Origin of the sequence: Halomonas sp. A29, from assembly GCF_046723295.1 — a bacterium.
Taxonomy (GTDB): domain Bacteria; phylum Pseudomonadota; class Gammaproteobacteria; order Pseudomonadales; family Halomonadaceae; genus Halomonas.
This window is the reverse complement of sequence record NZ_JAXQPR010000003.1, coordinates 334,817-353,174: the sequence shown is the minus strand read 5'-3', so window position 1 is coordinate 353,174 and position 18,358 is coordinate 334,817. Positions and strand designations below refer to the sequence as shown.

The following is an 18,358-nucleotide window of genomic DNA, read 5'->3' as shown; positions in this document are numbered from 1 at the left end:
GTTATACATCGTATTCGTCGATTTGCCGGCTGGCCCGTTGCCTGACGAGGTGCGGAAAAGCGCGCTCGACTGCCTGTGTCGTCGACAGTTCACGCAGCTCGTCGCGAAGCAGGGTAGCGACCAGGCATGCCTGTGCTTCATCCCGATACCTCTTGAGAGCCTCTCTGTCAGGCTGCTGGCTGACGTGCCACTTGTGCAGCACGAAGGCGCGTGGGTCAACGGTAGACAGTCTTAGCGGCATGCCTCGCTCATCGAAGACGGTGGCTTCGAAACGTGGTGATGCAATGGCCCACTTCAGGGAGTCGATGCCCACCGGCTTCAGGTCGTTTGCCTCCAGGTGGTGCTCGAAGTCGCTCATTGCCATTGGGTTCGCGGCCTGGGTGATCAGGTCGATCATGTAACCTTGGGCGTTCGCGGCTCGAAACTCGAAGGGAGTGTCGGTGAGCGGCTCGAAGGAACGATCGCTGGATTGAATGACGGATAGCAGGGTTTCCCCCTCCAGGGCCGTGACAATCCTCATGCCTTGGCGGGCATCCATCAGGACGTCGATATCGGCAGTGGCAAGATGTTCCGGTTCGATCAGCGCGCCGGCACGGGCTTCATAGGCGTACAGGGCGTTGGTGCCGATCAGCCGAAAGGGGATGCTCTTGCGCTGCAGTGCCCTGATCACCCTGGCGCCAGCCACCGGAAAGCGGTTCAGCCGATTGGCCCGGATGTAGGCTGCGTGTACTTGGAGCTGTTCCTTCAGCGACTGTTCTCGAACTTGAAATTCCGCCTTGCGGGTTTCGAACGCTTGCTGAATGGCTTCCGTTTCTGCGGAGCGAGGGCCCAGTGAATGGTTCTTGCCGCCTGTGTAGGCACGATAGAGATACTCTCGCCCGTGGATTCGCTTCCAGTGCATAGAACCCTTGACTTGGCGCGCCTGGGCACGATGATGCTCGAGAGCTTCGAAGAGCTGGGTCGCGTTGACTGCAACCCGTACCTGTTCAGGCTGGAGGCGCTGGTATGACATGGGGCTACTCTTGAAACGAATTTAACTAATTCTTTCTGAATTATGCGTGAAAATTAGTTAAAGTCCAGCTCAAGCGGTTTAGTAAAGCGCCAGGCATCTGCCTGGCGCTTTGTTTTTTACTGGCCGTCTGTAAGGCCATTGGTCTGGTTAGCCGGTAGCTAGACCGGGTGGCGCCAGCCTGGGCAGGTGCGGTTCGAGCAGGCGTGCTGCGTGGATCACCTTGATATCCTGGAACTTGGGGCCGACCAGGTGCAGGCCGACGGGCAGCCCATGGGCATCCAGGCCGCAGGGCATCGAGGCGGCCGGCTGCTGGGTCAGGTTGAACGGGTAGCTGAAAGGGGTCCAGCCCACCCAAGAGTCGTCATCGTTCTCGGCAGGCGCGTTGCGGCCGGCTTCGAAGGGGGCGATTGGCAGGGTGGGGGTCACCAGCAGGTCGTAGCGCTGGTGAAATTCGGCCATATGGGCGGTGAGCCGCTCGCGCTCGCGGCAGGCCGCCAGGTAGTCGCACAGGGGGATGTCCCGGCCGCGGCGGGCAATGGCCAGAAGCCCGGGGTCGAGCTGCCGTTGTTGCCGCTCGTTCAGCCGTTCCAGCAGCTGCGAGGCGCCGGCGTACCAGAGCGTGTCGAAGGTGCGGCGGGGGTCGTCGAAGCCGGGGTCGAGCCGTTCCACCGTGGCGCCAAGCTCGCGCAGCAACCCCACGGCCTGCTCGACACGTTCGGCGATGTCCGGCGCAACCTTCACATAGCCAAGGTCGGCGCTGTAGGCGATGCGCCACCCTTTGAGGTTTGCCGGTGGTGGGCTCAGCCAGTCACAGCGAGCGGGGTTGCCCAGATAGCCGTCGCGCGGGTCCGGCTGGGCCATGACGCTGAGCATCAGGGCACTGTCTTCGGCGCTGCGCGTCATCGGGCCCAGATGCGAGAGGGTGCTCATCACGCTGGCCGGCCATTGCGGCACCCAGCCGAAGGTGGGCTTGATGCCGAAGGTGCCGGTAAAGCTGCAGGGGATGCGGATCGAGCCGCCGGCATCGCTGCCCTGGTGGAGCAGGCCGAGATTGAGCGCCGCTGCTACCGCCGCGCCGCCGGAGGAGCCGCCCGGAGTCAGGCGGGAGTCCCAGGGGTTGCGCGTGATGCCGTGGAGTGGGTTGTCGGTAACGCCTTTCCAGCCGAACTCCGGCGAAGTGGTCTTGCCGATGAACACGGCGCCGGCGTTGCGCAGGTGCCGGCTGACAGGAGCGTCGGTATCCCATGGCCCGTCTGTATCGCTGGTACTCGAGCCCAGGCGGGTCGGCATGCCGCGGGTCTGGGTCAGGTCTTTGATGGTGGTGGGAATGCCGTCCAGCGGGCCGCATGGCGTGCCGGCCAGCCAGCGGCTTTCCGAAGCGCGTGCGGCTTCCAGCGCTTGTTCGCCCGCCACGTGGGCAAAGGCGTTCAGGCGCGGCTGGTGGCGTTCGATTCGCGCCAGGCAGTCTTCGGTCAGCTCGACCGGAGAGAGCGCCTTGCGCCGGAACAGGGCCAGCGCCTGGCTGGCCGTGAGCGTGGCGAGATCGCCGGGAAGCTGAGCGTGGGTCATGGTCGGCTCACTCCTCGTCGGCGTCGACGACCCCGGCGGCTTCCAGCATGGCGTGCAGCAGCACGTTGCAGCCGCTGTGCAGGTCGTGGGGAGTGGCGTTCTCAATCTCATTGTGGCTGATGCCGTTCTCGCAGGGCACGAAGATCATTGCCGCCGGGGCGACGCGATTGACGAAGATTGCATCGTGGCCGGCGCCGCTGACGATATCCATGTGCGCACAGTCGAGTCGTTGGGCGGCCAGGCGTACGGCACCCACACACTGTTCGTCGAAGTGCTCGGGGGCGAAGTCGGCGGTGGGAGTGAGCTCGGCGGCAAGCCCGTGGCGCTGGCCGATCTCGGTGATCGTCGCTTCGAGTTCCGCGGCCATGGCATCGAGGGTTGCGGGTTCCAGGTGGCGCAGGTCGACGGTCATCTTCACCTGGCCGGGAATGACGTTGCGCGAGCCGGGATGCAGGTTCACCACACCCACGGTGCCGCGCCCGTGGGGCTGATAGGCGTTGGCGATGCGGTTGACGGCCAGGGTCACTTCCGCGGCGCCCATCATGGCGTCCTTGCGCAGGGCCATGGGCGTGGGGCCGGCGTGGGCTTCGACGCCGGTGAGGGTGAGGTCGAACCACTTCTGGCCCAAGGCGCCGATGACCACGCCGATGGTGTTGCCGGTATCCTCGAGGATCGGCCCCTGCTCGATATGAGCCTCGAAGTAAGCCTTGATTTCGCTTGGCGAAACCGCATCGCTGCCGCGGTAGCCGATGGCATCCAGCGCTTCGCCTGCCGTGGTGCCATCGGCATCGGTCTGGGCGAGCATCTTGTCCAGCGCGAGCTGATCGGAGAACACGCCCGAACCCATCATGCAGGGGGGAAAGCGGCAGCCTTCCTCGTTGGTCCAGGCGACGACTTCGATCGGTGCGCAGGTCTGGATGCCGTGCTGGTTGAGGGTGCGAATCACCTCCAGCCCGGCCAGCACGCCGAAGCAGCCGTCGTACTTGCCGCCGGTGGGCTGGGTGTCGATGTGGCTGCCGGTGACCACCGCGGGGCCATCGGTGTCCTGCCCCGGCCGGCGGGCGAAGATATTGCCGATGTTATCGATGCGAATGCTGCAGCCCTCGGCGCGGCACCACTCGATGAAGAGGTCGCGCGCCTGCCGGTCGAGCTCGGTCAGGGCCTGACGGTTGACCCCGCCCTTGGGTGTGGCGCCGAGCTTGGCAAGGTCCATCAGGGCCTGCCACAGGCGGTCGCTGTCGGTTCGCAGTTGGTCGAGGCGTGGAGCGGCCAGTACTTGAGCTTTGGACTGAGCTTGTGTCTGCAAACGTGTCATGTCGCTTCCTTTTGTCGGTTCCTTCGTGGTGCTGGTGCCGTGCTAGCGGGTGGGCGTGTATTGGCGCAGAGGTGACTCCTCGGAGTGTTCGCCGAAGGCGCTCTGGTCGACGAGCATCTGGTCTGCCATTTCGGCTTCCAGCGCCGACATATGGTGTTCGGCGTCTTCCATGTGCTCCTGCATCAGGGCGCGGACGCGTGCGGTGTCCTGCGCGCGGTAGGCCTCCACCAGTTCGCGGTGGTAGCGGTGGTTGGCCTGGTCGAACTGCTTGCGTTCGGGAACGTAGGCCTTCTTGACCACCACCAGGTCGCGCAACATGTCGTTGAGAAAGCGGCACATGAAGGCGAGCAGCGGGTTGGGGCAGGCACGGGCCAGCAAGTTGTGGAATTCCAGCTCGAGGAAGCGCTGGCGGCGCTGGTCCTCGTCGCCTGGGTGGCTGTGCTCGCAGGCGGCCATGTTCGCTTCGAGGTTGGCCAGGTCCATCTCGCTGAGTCGCCCGACCACCGATACCGCCAGCTCGACCTCCAGCAGCTTGCGCAGTTGGTACACCTGGTGACCATCCAGCGACTTGAAGTGCAGGAAGTTTCGCAGCATACGGCTGGCCGGCTCCATGGTCGGCATGTTGATCACGGCGCCGCCGTTGGGGCCGGTCTTCAGGGTGATCAGCCCTTCCACTTCGAGAATCTTCAGGGCTTCACGCACGGTTCCCTTGGCGCAGCCGTAGAGCTCCATCAGGGTTTTCTCGTTGGGCAGGCGTTCGCCTTCGGTCAGGCCTTCGGTGGCAATCCAGCGCTTGATGTCGTCGCTGATCAGTTCCGCCAGTTTCTGGCGACGGCGGGGCGGTGCGGCCATGAGTTGTCTCCCATGCGTGGCCGGGGCCTGGCGCTGCTGGCCCCGGGTTATCGTCATATCAGCGTGTCGGCGACGTTTCGGTGGCCGGACTGGCGCTGCCTTGCTCACCTTCCAGGCGCTCGGGGTGGTACTCGGCGTCGTAGTCGTGGCGTGCCTGGGCGAAGCGCTCCACCACCTCCCGGTCCTGGCGTTGCAGGGCCAGGCTCAGGCCGATGAACAGCCCGGTATTGAGCAGCAGTCCCCAGATGCCGGCATGGTAACCGAAGGGTGCACTGGGCAGCGGGCCGAAGGTGAGCAGCAGCACGCAGCCGACCCCGCCCAACAGGCCCCAAAGAGCTGCGGTGGGGTGGGCACGCCGCCAGGCGATGGCGCCGACGGTGGGTACGATCAACTGCGCGGTACCTGCTAGGGCGGCAATGCCGATGGTGACCAGCACGCCGGGTACGGTCAGCGCCATGATGTAGGCGGCCAGAGAGAATCCGACCAGCGAGAGACGGCCCACGCCGACGATGCGCGCCTGGCTGGCGCCTCGGTTCACATAGCGTTGGTAGATGTCCATGGTCACCACGGTGGAGACCGCATGGATCTGCGAGTTGGCGGTGGACATGGCGGCGGAGGCGCCCGCGGCCATGATCAGCGAGGCCAGCAGGTAGGGCGCGTAGTTCATCAGCATGATCGGCAGGATCTGATCGGGGTTGTCGACGCCGGGCTCCAACAGCACGCCGCTGTAGCCGGAGAGCACCGAACCGAAGTAGGCGAAGGCGGCCAGGCCGAGCAGGAACGGCATCAGGTTGAACAGCCTGCCGCTCTTCACCGAATACATGCGCAGCCAGATCTGCGGGCCCATGAAGGCGCCAATGGCGGTGATGGCAAACAGCGAGAACCACATGCTGTAGCCCATGTTGCCGTTGGGCCCCGGCATGGTCAGGTGTTCCGGCGAGGTCTGCTGCAGCTGGGCGAAGAGCGCGGCGGGCCCGCCCACGTGGGACGAGATGTAGTAGCCGGCGTACATCATGCCGAAGAACAGCAGCGCGCCGTAGATGACATCGGTCCAGGCGATGGCGCGGATGCCGCCGATCCATACGTAGACGATGATGATGAAGTAGAACAGCAGGGCTGCCAGCCAGAAGGGGATCATGCCGCCCGAGGCGACCTCGATCAGGTAGGCGCCGCCGGTCAGTTGGATCTGCAGGTAGGGCACGGTGAAGACCAGGGTGATGATGGCGACCACGATGCGCAGGGCTTCGCTGTTGTAGAAGTCGCCCATCAGGTCTGACGGCGTCAGGTAGTTGAAGCGCTTGCCGAGGAACCAGACGCGCTTGCCGACCCAGTAGTACATGAAGCCGAACAGCAGGTTCCAGGCCAGGGCGGTCAGGTAGACCGGTCCGCTGGTGTAGAAGGTGGCGTTGGAGCCGAGGAAGGCGAAGGCGCTCCACCAGGTGGCGGCGACGGTGAAGAACACGGCGATACTGCCCATGGCCCGCCCCTGAACGAAGAAATCCTCGCTGGTGGCCTGGGCCTGGCGGGAAGAGACCACCCCGACGATCAGCGGAATGATCATGAAAGCGGCAATGATGAAGATGCTGCCAGTCATGGTTGGCCTCCTCAGCGGGCGCTGTCGTTGGTGGTGGTTCGGCTACCCCAGTCGGTCAGGTAGGCCACCAGGAACAGCAGCGTGATGAAGCCCCACCAGGCCAGGTTCCAGACGAAGAGGAAAGGCATGCCCAGCAGCATGGGCTCGATCTGGTTGGCCATCATCACCGCGGGACTCTCCAGCATGATGAAGCCGAGGAGAATGCCCCCGTAGAGGGCGAGCTTAATGGGTGGCAGGTTTCTCAGCATCGTCTATCCCCTTGTTTTGTTTGGTGGGGGGAGTGCCCAGCCCCGACGTTCCGACTGGAAGCTTCGGGGATGGAGTGATCGTGGCTGCGTGTCCAATTATTATATTTATACGTATAAATATAATGGTTAGCGCATCATGCCGAGGCTTGTCAAATTCTGGTTGGGATTCCACTAGGCGCTTGCGTGGAAGGAGGGGTGAATTGAGTGGCTCAGAATTTTCCCTTTAGGGAAAGAAGTGCTTCCGACATGTGCCGGTGAGGTGATTTTTCCCGATCAGGAAAATCGCGCTCTCAGAACACATCTGGAGCTGCTCTGTTAGCACGTTCTGTCTCCCTGAGGCAAAATTAGGAAAGAAACGCACCAAAACAGTTATGGAAGCATTTTCCATGCGCAAGATCGGTGCAGGGGTGAGAATCATGACATACAGTGGCGTATCTTTAGGCTTCGAAGGCAAAGTGTCGGAAAGCTGGTGAAATGTCGACAAAGCTGCGGCATGATGTTTCTTGATGTCACACAGGAGACACCTCATGCCGACACAACAGAGTGCTGAAGGCCAGTCCAACGAAGTGCTGAGCCACTGGGAATCCCATGCCTTGGCCCAGCAGGCAGCTCGCGACGCCATTGCCGCCTACATTCCCTGATCCCCACCCGCTTTGCCTATTGGACCAGGGAGGGTCCAGACCGAATCTCCCGATAGCCGTTGCACCGCTTTCCCCTCGTTCCGTTCCTTGTTTCTTCTATTTCTTACCGTTTCTCGCTTCCGCGTATCGCCACGTCGTTCTCTCTTCTCGCTTATGTGGCCGGCAGGATGCGCCCTGGGTTCATCAATCCATCCGGATCGAACAGTGCCTTGATGCCCGCGGCCAGTTCGCGCTCAACCGGCGAGAGGCGTGCCAGGTAGGCGGGCTGCTTGGTCCGGCCGATGCCATGCTCGGCGCTGATGCTGCCGCCGTAGCCGTCGAGCACCACGAACAGGCGTTCCTCCAGGACATGCAGGTGGCTGCGCTTCTCGCCTTCCGGCATTGCCTGCGGCGGGAGTATATTGAAGTGCAGGTTGCCGTCGCCGACGTGGCCGTAGGCAATGATCTCGCACTCCGGCGAAGCCTCCATCACGATTCGGCTGGCTTCGTCGACGAAGGCCGGGATCGCCGAGATGGGCACCGAGATGTCGGTGCGCAGGTGCTCGCCGCGCCGCCGCTGGCCTTCCAGCATGCTCTCGCGGAACTGCCACAGCTGGCGTGACTGGGCTTCGCTCGAGGCCAGTACGCCGTCCAGCACCAGGTCGCGAGACATGCCCTGTTCCAGCAGGTGCTCGAGCATGGCGCCAAGGTCCAGGGGGCCGCTGGCGCTGACTTCCAGTAGCACGTACCAGGGGTAGCCGTGATCCATGGGATCGCTGAGCGACGACGTGGCTTCCATGGCGAGTTCGATGCAGCGGCGTGGTATCAGCTCGAAGGCGCTGAGCAGGTCACTGCAGTCGCGCCGGGCGAGGCCGTAGAGTTCGACCACGGCTTCCAGGGAGTCCAGCCCGAGCAGTGCCGTGCGGGCCTGGTTGGCGCGCGGCGTGAGCTTGAGCACGGCACCGGTGACGATGCCCAGGGTGCCTTCGCTGCCGAGGAACAACTGCTTGAGCGCGTAGCCGCGGTTGTCCTTGTGCAGCTCGGTCATGGCGCTCCACACGCGCCCGTCCGGCAATACCACCTCGAGCCCCAGCACCAGTTGGCGCATCATGCCGTGGCGCAGCACGTTGAGCCCGCCGGCATTGGTGGCGATGTTGCCGCCGATCTGGCAGCTGCCCTGGGCGCCAAGGGCCAGCGGGAACTCGCACTCATGCTCGGCGGCGGCCTGCTTGACGTTTTCGAGGATGCAGCCGGCGTCCACGGCCATGGTGAAGTTGATTGGATCGATGGCGCGGATGCGGTTCATGCGCTCGAGGCTGATCACCAGCTCGTTGCCATCGGCGGCGGGCAGGGCGCCTGTCACCAGGCCGCTGTGGCCGCCCTGGGGCACCATGGGTACGCCATGTTCCCGGCACAGGCAAACGGTAGCGACGACCTCCTCGGTAGAGGCGGGGCGGGCCACCGCCAGCGGCGTGCCGAGCCGGTCGCCGGCCCAGTCCGCCACGTAGCGGGTCATGTCGTCGGGCTCGCGCAGCAGGCCACGCTCGCCCAGGCGCGCGGCGAGTGCTTCGAGAAAAACCTCTCGCTCCATGTCAGCTTTCCTCCTGCCAGGCGGCGCCATCCGGGAAACGGTGCCGGGCCAGCGACTCGGGGTGCATGGTGATGCTGTAGCCGGGGGCCTCGGGCACGCGATAGCGCCCGCGTTCGATGATAACCGGGTCGACGAAGTGCTCATGCAGATGGTCGACGTATTCCAGCACGCGCCCTTCCAGGCTGCCCGCAACGGCGATGTAGTCGAACAGCGAGACGTGCTGGACGTACTCGCACAGGCCCACGCCGCCGGCATGGGGGCAGACCGGCACGCCGAACTTGGCGGCCATCAGCGCCACCAGGATCACTTCGTTGAGCCCGCCCAGGCGTGCGGCATCGAGCTGGCAGTAGTCGAGTGCCTCGGCTTGGAAGAACTGCTTGAACATCACCTTGTTGTGGCAGTGCTCGCCGCTGGCCACGCCGATGGGGGCGAGGCGGTGGCGAATCTCGGCGTGGCCGAGGATGTCGTCGGGGCTGGTGGGCTCCTCGATCCATAGCGGATCGAATTCGGCCAGGCGACGCATCTTGGCGATCGTCTCGTCGACCTCCCACACCTGGTTGGCGTCCATCATCAATACGTTGTTCCAGCCGATCTCCTCACGCAGCAGGGCGGCGCGGCGAATGTCCTCCTCCTGATCGCCGCCGATCTTCTGCTTGAAGTGGGTCCAACCCTCGGCGAGTGCCTCCCGTGCCAGGCGGCGAACCTTGTCGTCGGAGTAGCCGAGCCAGCCCGCCGAAGTGGTATAGGCGGGAAAGCCGTCGCGCTTCATCTCGGCTTCGCGCTCGGCCTTGCCGGCCTCCTGCTTGCGGAGAAGCGCGATGGCTTCCTCGGGAGTGAGGGCATCGGTGACGAAGCGAAAATCCAGGCAGCGCACCAGCTGCTCGGGGGGCATGTCCACCAGCAGCTTCCAGATGGGCTTGCCCTCGCGCTTGGCCCATAGATCCCACACTGCATTGACCAGGGCCGCGGTGGCCAGGTGGATCGCGCCCTTGTCGGGGCCGATCCAGCGCAGCTGGCTGTCGCCGGTGATCTCGCGCCAGAAGCTACCCATGTCACCGGTGATCGAGGCAAGCGTGCGGCCTTCGACCAGGTGAGCCAGGGCATTGACCGCCGCGACGACGATCTCGTTGCCACGGCCGATGGTGAAGGTGAGGCCGTGGCCCTCTGGGCCGCCGTCGTCGACCCGCAGGATGACGTAGGTGGCGGAGTAGTCCGGCGCGGCGTTCATGGCGTCCGAACCGTCGAGGTTGCGCGAGGTAGGGAAGCGAATGTCCTGTACGTCGACCTGGGTGATGGTGGTCATGCGGCCTCCTTGCGAGGGTTGCCTGTCGTTGCGAGGGGTCTGGTGTTTGGCCGGGACTCGTCTAACATGCTATTTGTGTCGTGTTGTATGACAGGTATGCCAAACAGGTATCACTCTAGCGCAAGGTGTCGAGTCGGGTCGACAGCCGGTCGCATCGGCAGTCACACGGCGCGATACGCATAGCGCGATACACATAACGCAATATACGAAGTGGGCACATTCAATCCGGGGAGGTTCCAGCAATGCTCGACGAGTGGAAGGGCAAGCGCGTACTGATCACGGGCGCCAGCCGTGGTATCGGAGCCGCCGTGGCGCGGCAACTGGGCGCCTTGGGTGCCCGGGTCGCCGTGCACTACCACGCCAGCGCCGACAAGGCCGAGGCGGTGGCCGAGGACATCCGGGCGGCCGGCGGCGAGGCGGTGGTCGTCAAGGGCGACGTGAGCCGTTCCGAGGAGGCCCGGCGTGTGGTCGACGAGGCCGCCGAGCAGTTGGGTGGCCTGGACCTGCTGATCAACAATGCCGGCGACATGCTGGGGCGGGTCGCACTGGCCGAGATCGACGACGAGCACTACGACCGCGTCATGGACCTCAACGTGCGCTCGGTGGTGATGGTTTCCCGGGCTGCACTACCGCATTTCAAGCGCTCCGGCGGTGGCAACATCATCCACACCACCTCGATTGCGGCGCGCAACGGGGGAGGCCCGGGCGCGGGGCTCTACGCTTCGGCGAAAGGCTTCGTCAGCACCATGACCCGTAATATGGCCAAGGAGTTGCAGGGGGAAGGGATACGCGTCAATGCCGTGGCCCCGGGCACCATCGCCACCGATTTTCACGTGCGCCACTCCAGCGATGACCAGTTGGCCGCGGCGCGGACAACCATCCCCATGGGGCGGTTGGGCACCTCGGAGGAGTGTGTTGGCGCCTACGTGTTCCTGGGCACCGACAGCATGAGCGGCTATGTGACGGGGCAGATCATCGAGGTCAATGGAGGCCAGTTGATGCCATGAGCGATGCGATGGCCGGACCCGGTTACCAACTGGCCATCACCATGGGCGATCCGATGGCCGGATCGGTGCCGATGCCGGTGACCTGGCGTTTCGCTGCGTCAAGCGCGCGGTGGAGCTGGAGCCTGAGGCAGCGCTCGATGCCTCGCTTGCGACAGTAACGTCACCGCTACGCCTGCTGGTGCCTGGAGTGTCCGATAGTGACTGCGCTCCCGACGAGGTGGCGAGGGCAATGGGAGAGCGCGTGGCGTCGCCCTCGGCGTTCTCGATGGCGACCCACGCTGCCAAGTCATGACCAAGGCGGGAGGATTCGGCGACCCTGATCTGCTGCTGCGCCTGCATCTTCAGGTCGGGGCAGGCCCCGTCAGCGCCTGACCCAAGCCAATTTTGCCAGCCAGGCGTTTGTCGGTTGCACGCTGGCAAGGGACAGGCTAGGTTTGGAGTGGGTGGTATGATACGTATACAGCAAGACAATCTTTTCGACCGGTTGCTCTGGCCAGGACAGCGCTCCGGGCCGATGCGCTGACGCCGCTGCCCAATGCCTGCTACCTGAATCGATAAGCACAATAAACCGAGAGGTTGTGAGGAGAACAATATGAGCCAAAAGAGCCAACGCCAGCCCAAGCTCCTGAGAATGACCGCCATCGCCCTTGCGGCGGCAGGTATCAGCATGGGGGTATCCGCCCAGGAGAGCCTGCGATTCGCCCACGTCTACGAGACTTCCGAGCCCTTTCACAAATGGGCATTGTGGGCGGCCGAGCAGATCGAAGAGCGCACCGAGGGGCGCTACACCATGCAGGTGCATCCCGCGTCGTCATTGGGCAAGGAGGAGGACATCAACGAGGGGCTCCAACTGGGCACCATTGATGTCATCTATACCGGCACGCAGTTTGCTGGCCGCTCCTATGGGCCCATTGGCATTGCCGGCGGGGCCTACATGTTCCGCGACTTCGATCACTGGCAGGCATATGCGGACAGCGACCTCTTCCAGGAGATCGCCGAGGGCTACCAGAATGCCACCGGCAACGTGCCCATTGCCCTCAACTATTATGGCGAGCGACACGTGACCTCCAACAAGGAGATCAGCACGCCCGATGACATGCGCAACCTGCGTATCCGTGTGCCCAATGCGCCGCTCTACATGATGTTCCCACGTGCCGTGGGCGCCAACCCGACGCCGATTGCCTTCGATGAGGTCTACCTGGCCCTGCAGCAGGGCGTGGTGGATGCCCAGGAGAACCCGCTGCCCACCATTCGGGCCAAGGCTTTCCACGAGGTGCAGGACTACATCAACCTGACCGGGCACATCACCGACTCGCTGATCACCATCGTCGGCGGTCCGCGCTGGAACCAGCTCTCCGAGGAAGATCGCGAGATCTTCCGCGAGGTGTTCGAGGAGGCCGCACGCAACAACACCGAGGAGATCGTCCAGGCCGAGCAGGACCTGGTCGCCTGGTTCCAGGAGCAGGGCACCACGGTCAACGAGGTGGATCGCGCGCCCTTCCGTGAGGCCGTGATGCCCCAGCACCTGGGCGATGCGGCGACGTGGGACGAGGAGACGTACGACCGGTTGCAGGCCATCGGCCAGTAACACCGAGCGTTTCACAGAACCTACATTTCGTTTCAGCCCCATGCCGGCGTGCATGGGGCTGGCCAGGAGGCCTGACCCATGTCCGAGATCCCGTCTCCCAAGGTGCCGTTATCCGAGCCCCCAGAGCCCGAGATCGATTTCAACCTGGCTTTCGATGGCGACGACTTCCGCTTCAGCGATTACGCGGTGGAGGACTATGTCACGCTGGTGGTGTTCTGGGCGCTGATCTTCGTCGTGTTCCTGCAGTTCTTCACCCGCTACGTGCTGGGTGACTCCACCACCTGGACCGAGGAGATCGCCCGCTATTTGCTGATCCTGGTCGGCTTCATCGGCAGCGTGATGGCGGTGCGCAGGGGCACCCACATCATGGTCGAGTTCTTCTACCACTACATGCCGGCCTGGCTGTCGCGGCTGCTCAACCTCTGCGTCGATGTGGCGAGCATCACCTTTTACGGCATGCTTGCCTGGGTCACATTCAAGCTCTCGGGGCGAACGGGGGGGATGATGATCTCCGTTGACGTGCCCAAGAGCGTGCTCTACTACGCCGTTTGCGCGGCCTTCGCGTTGATGGCGCTGCGCGGACTGCAGCGGCTGGTAAGCAGAATTCTGGCAGAGCGACGCCAGGGCCAGCCCGTTCCATCCGACTCCCACTGACAAGAGCGACTCGCGAGGCTACGCATGGCTCGACTCTCCGTGATGCGCTGGCAGAAGCCCATCGTCACGCCCACGCTTTCGGCCCTGGCCGTGCTGGGCTGTATCGTTCTGGCCGTGATGGGGCACTACCTCTCCTTTCTGTTCTTCTCGTTGTTCACCATGCTGGTGCTGGGTATGCCGATTGCCATCAGCCTGGCGGGCTCCTGCCTGATGTTCGTGCTGATCAGCGGACAGGTGCCTGACATCGTGGTGGCCCATCGCATGATCAACGGCATCGACAGTTTTCCGCTGCTGGCGATTCCGTTCTTCATCTTTGCCGGTAGCCTGATGAACAACGCCGGCATCACCGAGCGCATCTTCAACTTCGCCAAGGCACTGATGGGCTGGATGCGCGGGGGGCTCGGCCACGTCAACGTAGGCGCGAGCATCGTCTTTTCGGGCATGTCCGGAGCGGCGGTGGCGGACGCCGGTGGGCTCGGCATGATCGAGGTGAAGGCGATGAAGGATGCCGGCTACGATGAGGAGTTCGCCGTCGGCATTACTGCGGCTTCCTCTACCATCGGGCCGATCATTCCACCCAGCCTGCCGATGGTGATCTACGGGGTCATGGCGTCGACCTCGGTGGGCCAGCTGTTTGCCGCCGGCCTGCTGCCCGGGCTGCTCATGGGGGCCATGCTGATGATGATGATCTTCATGATCTCGCGGCGTCGCGGCTACCAGCGCGATGCCATCTTCTCCATGCGCGTGCTGGGGCATACCTCCGGGCGGGCGTTGCTCTCGCTGATGACGCCGGTGATCATCGTCGGCGGTATCATCACCGGAGCCTTCACTCCCACCGAGGCGGCCGTGGCCGCCGTATTCTACGCGCTCTTCCTGGGCGTGGTGGTCTACCGCACCCTGACCTGGCGCAAGCTGCTCAAGGTGAGCATGGAAACCATCGAGACCACGGCGGTAATCCTGTTCATCGTCTCGGCCGCCTCGATCTTCGCCTGGATTCTCACCAGCAATCAGGTCACCCAGCATGTCATTGCCCTGATGGGGCCCTTCTCGGACAGCAAGGTGGTGGTGCTGATGATGGCCAACCTGGTGTTGATCCTGGTGGGATGCTTCATGGAAACCATTGCCGCCATCACCATTCTGGTGCCGGTGCTGTTGCCGCTGGTCATGGCCGTGGGTGTCGACCCCGTGCACTTCGGGGTGATCATGGTGCTCAACCTGATGATTGGCTTGCTGACGCCGCCGGTGGGAATGGTGCTCTACGTGCTGTCACGGGTTTCCAACGTCAGCTTCGAGCGCTGCATGCGGGGGACGATTCCGTTCCTGATCCCGTTGGTGATCTGCCTGTTGCTGGTCACCTTCGTGCCGACCATCTCCATGTGGCTGCCGACCTTGGTCTATCGCTGAAATGGAATCACAAGGGAAGTGAACGATGAGTGAAGGCGTAACCGATTTTCGAGTGGCCAAGGATGAGCTGGAGCGCTTCATGCTGACGGTGCTGGCACGTGCCGGGGCCGATACGGCTTCGGCTGATGCCGTGACCCGGGCACTGGTGACCGCATCGCGCATGGGCACCGACAGTCACGGTCTGCGTCTGCTGCCGCACTACGTGAGCGCGCTGCAGGGCGGGCGTATAGCGGGCTCGCCCAAGATGAGCTTCGAACGCTGCCTGCCTGCCACGGGGTATCTCGATGCCGGTCACGGTTTCGGCCATCTAGCCGGTTATACCGCCATGGCGCATGCTGCCGACATGGCCGGGGAGGTCGGCATCGGCGCGGTAGCGGTAGGGAACTCCTCGCACTTCGGCGCGGCGGGCTGTTACGCGCTGGCCGCCGCCGAGCGAGGGATGATCGGCCTGGCGGTGTGCAATTCCGACCCCTTCGTGCTGCTGCACGGTGGCACGCGGCCCTTCCATGGCACCAATCCCATCGCCTTTGCCGCGCCGGTGGCCGACGGATCGCCCTACCTGCTCGACATGGCCACCAGTTCGATTCCTTGGAACCGCGTACAGCAGTACGGCGCCATCGGCCGCGAACTACCCGACCAGGTAGCAGCGGATGCCGAGGGCAGGGTGACCCGAACCGCTGCGGAGGTGGCGGCGCTGCTGCCATTGGGTGGGGCGGATTTCGGTTTCAAGGGCGCGGGCCTGGGGGGCATGGTCGAGGTGCTGAGCTCCACCCTGGCAGGTATGGTCAACGGCTTTCGGTTGCTGCCAATGAACGGACCGGACATGGCCACGCCGCGGGGCGTCGGGCATTTCTTCCTGGCGCTGAAGCCCGACGCCTTTGCCCGGGGCGGCCCATACACGGCGCGAATGCGCGATTATCTCGCCGACCTGCGCGGTCAGCCGGGGCGCGGGGGCGCTCGCGTGCTGGCGCCGGGGGACCGGGAGTGGGCCTGCCAGGACCGTCGTGATGCCGAGGGCATTCCCCTGGATAGTGCCAACCAGGCTGTCTATCGAGAACTCGCCGAGCGCCTCGAGGTAGCTGAGCTGCAGAGCCTGCCGTGAGTGGTGCGATGTCAAAATACGGTAAACTGGCGGCGATTGGCGACATCAACAGGAGCACCAGCCTATGAGCAGATACCGGGTCGAGCGCAAGACGCTTTCCGAGCAGGTGGCCGAGCAGCTCGAGGCGGAAATCCTCGAGGGGCGGCTGAGTGAAAACGACCAGTTGCCTTCCGAACGCGAGCTGATGGAACAGTTCGGGGTCGGCCGCCCGGCGGTACGCGAGGCGTTGTTCCACCTGCAGCAGCTCGGCCTGATTGCCATCAACAGCGGCACCCGCGCCCGGGTGATTCGCCCTACGGCCGAGTCGGTGATGGCGCGCCTTTCCGGGGTGACGCGTCAGCTCTTGTCCAAGCCCGACGGCCAGCAGTATTTCCAGGAGGCGAGGGCGCTGTTCGAGATTTCCCTGGCACGCTACGCGGCGCGTCACGCCAGCGACGATGACCTGGCCCGGTTGCGCGATGCGCTGCAGGACAATCGCGATGCGCTGGGCGATGAAGCGCGTTTCAAGCGCTCGGACAACGATTTTCACGGCGTGCTGGCGAGCATCGGACGCAACCCCATCTTCGATGCCATCCACGTGGCGCTCTCGGAGTGGCTCGATGACCGTCGCGCCCAGGTGCTGCAGCAGAAGGATGAGGACAAGGCGGCAATGGCGGCTCATACGGAGATCGTCGAAGCCATCGAGTCCCGCGACCCCGATGCCGCAGAGGCGGCCATGCGGCGCCACCTCGACCGCCATTACGGTACGTACATGAAGTTGAAAAAACGCCTGGCGGAGTGACGCTCTGCTGCATCTAGGTGAATCGCATGCCTAGAGAACGTAGGCGAGCGCAGCCTCGTTATACCACTATAAAGAGACGCCGCGCTTCCAGGGGATGAAATCATACTGCGCCAGGCGCACCGCATGGGGCCGGTAGCGTCCCGAGGCGGTGTCGATGCACAGCCGCAGCAGCCGCTCTGCCAGTTCATTGATGCTAGCCTCGCCGCGGATGATGGACCCGGCATCGAAGTCGATCACGTCGCCCATGCGGGCCGCCAGCTCGCTGTTGCTGGATATCTTCAGCACCGGAGTTATCGGGTTGCCGGTGGGGGTGCCGAGGCCGGTGGTGAACAGGATCAGGTTGGCGCCCGAGCCGGCCAGCGCCGTGGTCGATTCCACGTCATTGCCCGGAGTGCAGAGCAGGTTCAGGCCGGCCTGGGTCTGCGGTTCGGTGTAGTCGAGCACGCCGACCACCGGGCTGTCGCCTCCCTTCTTGGCTGCTCCCGCCGATTTCATGGCATCGGTGATCAGGCCGTCGCGAATGTTGCCTGGGGAAGGGTTCATGGAGAAGTCGGCGCCCACCCGGGCGGCATGTCGCTGGTAGGCCTCCATGAGCGAACGGAAACGTTCGGCCACGCTGTCGTCGCGGCAGCGTGCCATCAGTTCGTGTTCGACGCCGCACAGTTCGGGAAATTCACTGAGAATGCCACTGCCGCCCAGGGCCACCAGGCGATCGACCACGGCGCCCACCAGCGGGTTGGCCGAAAGCCCCGAGAAGCCGTCGGAACCACCACACTCCACTCCCAGTGAGAGTGCCGAGAGCGGTGCGGGCGCACGCTCCACGGTATTAGCCAGGGCCAGGCCGTCGAAGATGGTGGTCAGGGCGTCGCGGATCAGCGCCTCCTCGCTGGTACTGGCCTGCTGCTCCAGGTAATGCACGGGGCGTAGCCCCTGGGGGTCGCGCTCGGCCACGGCAGCTTTCAGCATCTCGATCTGTGCCTTCTGGCAACCCAGACTGAGTACAGTGGCGCCGGCCACGTTGGGATGGCAGATATAGCCCGCCAGCAGCTGACAGAGCGCCTGGGCATCGTCGTCGGTGCCACCACAGCCCAGGGTGTGGGTGAGGAAACGCACACCGTCGACATTGGGGAAGAGCCGCTCGCTGGCAGGCAAGACGGGCTGGATGACACTCTCGCCATGCAGTAGCGCTCGCGCCATGTGTTTATAGTCACGATAGGGGTCCTCGCCCAGTGCATCGGCGACGCACTGGCGCAGTACCTCGATGTTGCGGTTCTCGCAGAATACCAACGGCACTACCAGCCAGACATTGGCCGTGCCGACCTTGCCGTCGGGGCGATGGTAGCCATCGAAGGTGGCACCAGTAAAGGCAGAGACATCCGGGGCATGCCACTCACCGCGCTTGGCCTGCGGCACGGTGGTGGCGGTGCTGTGCTCGGTGTTGTCGACGGTGATAGCCGTTCCTGCCGGGATGGGGCGCGTTGCGCGGCCTACGGTGACGCCGTACATGATGACGGCCTCGCCAAGGGCCAGATCCACGAGGCTGAACTTGTGCTTGTGGCGGATGGGCTCTGCCAGTGGCAGTTCGAGGTCACCATCCACGACCGTGGTGCCGGCCGGCAGGTCCTTTAGGGCCACGCGCACGTTATCCGCAGCGTGAACGCGCAGGCTATCGAGTTGGCTGCTGTCGCTGGCAATGGTCTCTGTCATGGCGAGGGGCT

The 18,358-nt window shown here is 64.1% G+C and carries 15 protein-coding genes; 6 read left to right on the top strand and 9 right to left on the bottom strand.

What is annotated here, in order from left to right; translation table 11 throughout:
- Nucleotide 1 precedes the first annotated feature (1 nt).
- The 8 genes from SPH52_RS07715 to SPH52_RS07680 form a co-directional block, all read right to left on the bottom strand.
- Complete coding sequence (locus SPH52_RS07715; RefSeq protein WP_411794421.1) at nucleotides 2-1,012, bottom strand: GSU2403 family nucleotidyltransferase fold protein; 1,011 nt, start codon at nucleotides 1,010-1,012, stop codon at nucleotides 2-4.
- A gap of 147 nt (nucleotides 1,013-1,159) precedes the next feature.
- Nucleotides 1,160-2,581, bottom strand: a complete 1,422-nt coding sequence (locus SPH52_RS07710) for an amidase (protein WP_411794420.1) — start codon at nucleotides 2,579-2,581, stop codon at nucleotides 1,160-1,162.
- A 7-nt stretch (nucleotides 2,582-2,588) separates the two neighbouring features.
- Entirely contained in the window at nucleotides 2,589-3,896 is a 1,308-nt protein-coding gene (locus SPH52_RS07705) for a Zn-dependent hydrolase (RefSeq protein WP_411794419.1), read from the bottom strand.
- Nucleotides 3,897-3,938: 42 nt separating this feature from the next.
- On the bottom strand, nucleotides 3,939-4,748 hold the full coding sequence (locus tag SPH52_RS07700; protein ID WP_411794418.1) for a FadR/GntR family transcriptional regulator: 810 nt from the start codon (nucleotides 4,746-4,748) through the stop codon (nucleotides 3,939-3,941).
- A gap of 58 nt (nucleotides 4,749-4,806) precedes the next feature.
- On the bottom strand, nucleotides 4,807-6,342 hold the full coding sequence (locus tag SPH52_RS07695; protein ID WP_411794417.1) for a sodium:solute symporter family protein: 1,536 nt from the start codon (nucleotides 6,340-6,342) through the stop codon (nucleotides 4,807-4,809).
- 11 nt (nucleotides 6,343-6,353) lie between these two features.
- Entirely contained in the window at nucleotides 6,354-6,590 is a 237-nt protein-coding gene (locus tag SPH52_RS07690; protein WP_411794416.1) for a hypothetical protein, read from the bottom strand.
- Nucleotides 6,591-7,382: 792 nt separating this feature from the next.
- On the bottom strand, nucleotides 7,383-8,801 hold the full coding sequence (locus tag SPH52_RS07685; RefSeq protein WP_411794415.1) for an FAD-binding oxidoreductase: 1,419 nt from the start codon (nucleotides 8,799-8,801) through the stop codon (nucleotides 7,383-7,385).
- Nucleotide 8,802: 1 nt separating this feature from the next.
- Nucleotides 8,803-10,104 carry an L-fuconate dehydratase gene (locus tag SPH52_RS07680; protein WP_411794414.1) on the bottom strand — a complete coding sequence of 434 codons (1,302 nt, stop codon included), beginning with the start codon at nucleotides 10,102-10,104 and terminating at the stop codon, nucleotides 8,803-8,805.
- A 242-nt stretch (nucleotides 10,105-10,346) separates the two neighbouring features.
- Between SPH52_RS07680 and SPH52_RS07675 the strand changes: the two genes are divergently transcribed.
- From SPH52_RS07675 to nanR, 6 genes are all read left to right on the top strand, one after another.
- Nucleotides 10,347-11,111, top strand: coding sequence for an SDR family NAD(P)-dependent oxidoreductase (locus tag SPH52_RS07675; RefSeq protein ID WP_411794413.1), 765 nt, complete (start codon nucleotides 10,347-10,349; stop codon nucleotides 11,109-11,111).
- Nucleotides 11,112-11,703: 592 nt separating this feature from the next.
- Entirely contained in the window at nucleotides 11,704-12,699 is a 996-nt protein-coding gene (locus tag SPH52_RS07670) for a sialic acid TRAP transporter substrate-binding protein SiaP (protein ID WP_411794412.1), read from the top strand.
- A 78-nt stretch (nucleotides 12,700-12,777) separates the two neighbouring features.
- Nucleotides 12,778-13,353 (top strand): TRAP transporter small permease, encoded by a 576-nt coding sequence (locus SPH52_RS07665; RefSeq protein WP_411794411.1) that lies wholly within the window; start codon nucleotides 12,778-12,780, stop codon nucleotides 13,351-13,353.
- Between the two features lie 24 nt (nucleotides 13,354-13,377).
- Nucleotides 13,378-14,757, top strand: coding sequence for a TRAP transporter large permease (locus SPH52_RS07660; protein WP_411794410.1), 1,380 nt, complete (start codon nucleotides 13,378-13,380; stop codon nucleotides 14,755-14,757).
- Nucleotides 14,758-14,782: 25 nt separating this feature from the next.
- Nucleotides 14,783-15,859 carry an Ldh family oxidoreductase gene (locus tag SPH52_RS07655; RefSeq protein WP_411794409.1) on the top strand — a complete coding sequence of 359 codons (1,077 nt, stop codon included), beginning with the start codon at nucleotides 14,783-14,785 and terminating at the stop codon, nucleotides 15,857-15,859.
- A gap of 64 nt (nucleotides 15,860-15,923) precedes the next feature.
- Nucleotides 15,924-16,640, top strand: coding sequence for a transcriptional regulator NanR (gene nanR / locus SPH52_RS07650; RefSeq protein ID WP_411794408.1), 717 nt, complete (start codon nucleotides 15,924-15,926; stop codon nucleotides 16,638-16,640).
- A 66-nt stretch (nucleotides 16,641-16,706) separates the two neighbouring features.
- Here nanR and SPH52_RS07645 read toward each other — a convergent pair whose 3' ends face one another.
- The gene (locus SPH52_RS07645) at nucleotides 16,707-18,347 is read right to left on the bottom strand and encodes a UxaA family hydrolase (RefSeq protein ID WP_411794407.1); all 1,641 of its coding nucleotides are present in this window, start codon (nucleotides 18,345-18,347) and stop codon (nucleotides 16,707-16,709) included.
- Nucleotides 18,348-18,358 lie beyond the last annotated feature (11 nt).

Excerpts from the sequence above, each read along its gene's own strand:
- SPH52_RS07715 (WP_411794421.1), bottom strand. The coding sequence starts at position 1,012 with ATGTCATACCAGCGCCTCCAGCCTGAACAGGTACGGGTTGCAGTCAAC.
- SPH52_RS07710 (WP_411794420.1), bottom strand. The coding sequence starts at position 2,581 with ATGACCCACGCTCAGCTTCCCGGCGATCTCGCCACGCTCACGGCCAGC.
- SPH52_RS07705 (WP_411794419.1), bottom strand. The coding sequence starts at position 3,896 with ATGACACGTTTGCAGACACAAGCTCAGTCCAAAGCTCAAGTACTGGCC.
- SPH52_RS07700 (WP_411794418.1), bottom strand. The coding sequence starts at position 4,748 with ATGGCCGCACCGCCCCGCCGTCGCCAGAAACTGGCGGAACTGATCAGC.
- SPH52_RS07695 (WP_411794417.1), bottom strand. The coding sequence starts at position 6,342 with ATGACTGGCAGCATCTTCATCATTGCCGCTTTCATGATCATTCCGCTG.
- SPH52_RS07690 (WP_411794416.1), bottom strand. The coding sequence starts at position 6,590 with ATGCTGAGAAACCTGCCACCCATTAAGCTCGCCCTCTACGGGGGCATT.
- SPH52_RS07685 (WP_411794415.1), bottom strand. The coding sequence starts at position 8,801 with ATGGAGCGAGAGGTTTTTCTCGAAGCACTCGCCGCGCGCCTGGGCGAG.
- SPH52_RS07680 (WP_411794414.1), bottom strand. The coding sequence starts at position 10,104 with ATGACCACCATCACCCAGGTCGACGTACAGGACATTCGCTTCCCTACC.
- SPH52_RS07675 (WP_411794413.1), top strand. The coding sequence starts at position 10,347 with ATGCTCGACGAGTGGAAGGGCAAGCGCGTACTGATCACGGGCGCCAGC.
- SPH52_RS07670 (WP_411794412.1), top strand. The coding sequence starts at position 11,704 with ATGAGCCAAAAGAGCCAACGCCAGCCCAAGCTCCTGAGAATGACCGCC.
- SPH52_RS07665 (WP_411794411.1), top strand. The coding sequence starts at position 12,778 with ATGTCCGAGATCCCGTCTCCCAAGGTGCCGTTATCCGAGCCCCCAGAG.
- SPH52_RS07660 (WP_411794410.1), top strand. The coding sequence starts at position 13,378 with ATGGCTCGACTCTCCGTGATGCGCTGGCAGAAGCCCATCGTCACGCCC.
- SPH52_RS07655 (WP_411794409.1), top strand. The coding sequence starts at position 14,783 with ATGAGTGAAGGCGTAACCGATTTTCGAGTGGCCAAGGATGAGCTGGAG.
- nanR (WP_411794408.1), top strand. The coding sequence starts at position 15,924 with ATGAGCAGATACCGGGTCGAGCGCAAGACGCTTTCCGAGCAGGTGGCC.
- SPH52_RS07645 (WP_411794407.1), bottom strand. The coding sequence starts at position 18,347 with ATGACAGAGACCATTGCCAGCGACAGCAGCCAACTCGATAGCCTGCGC.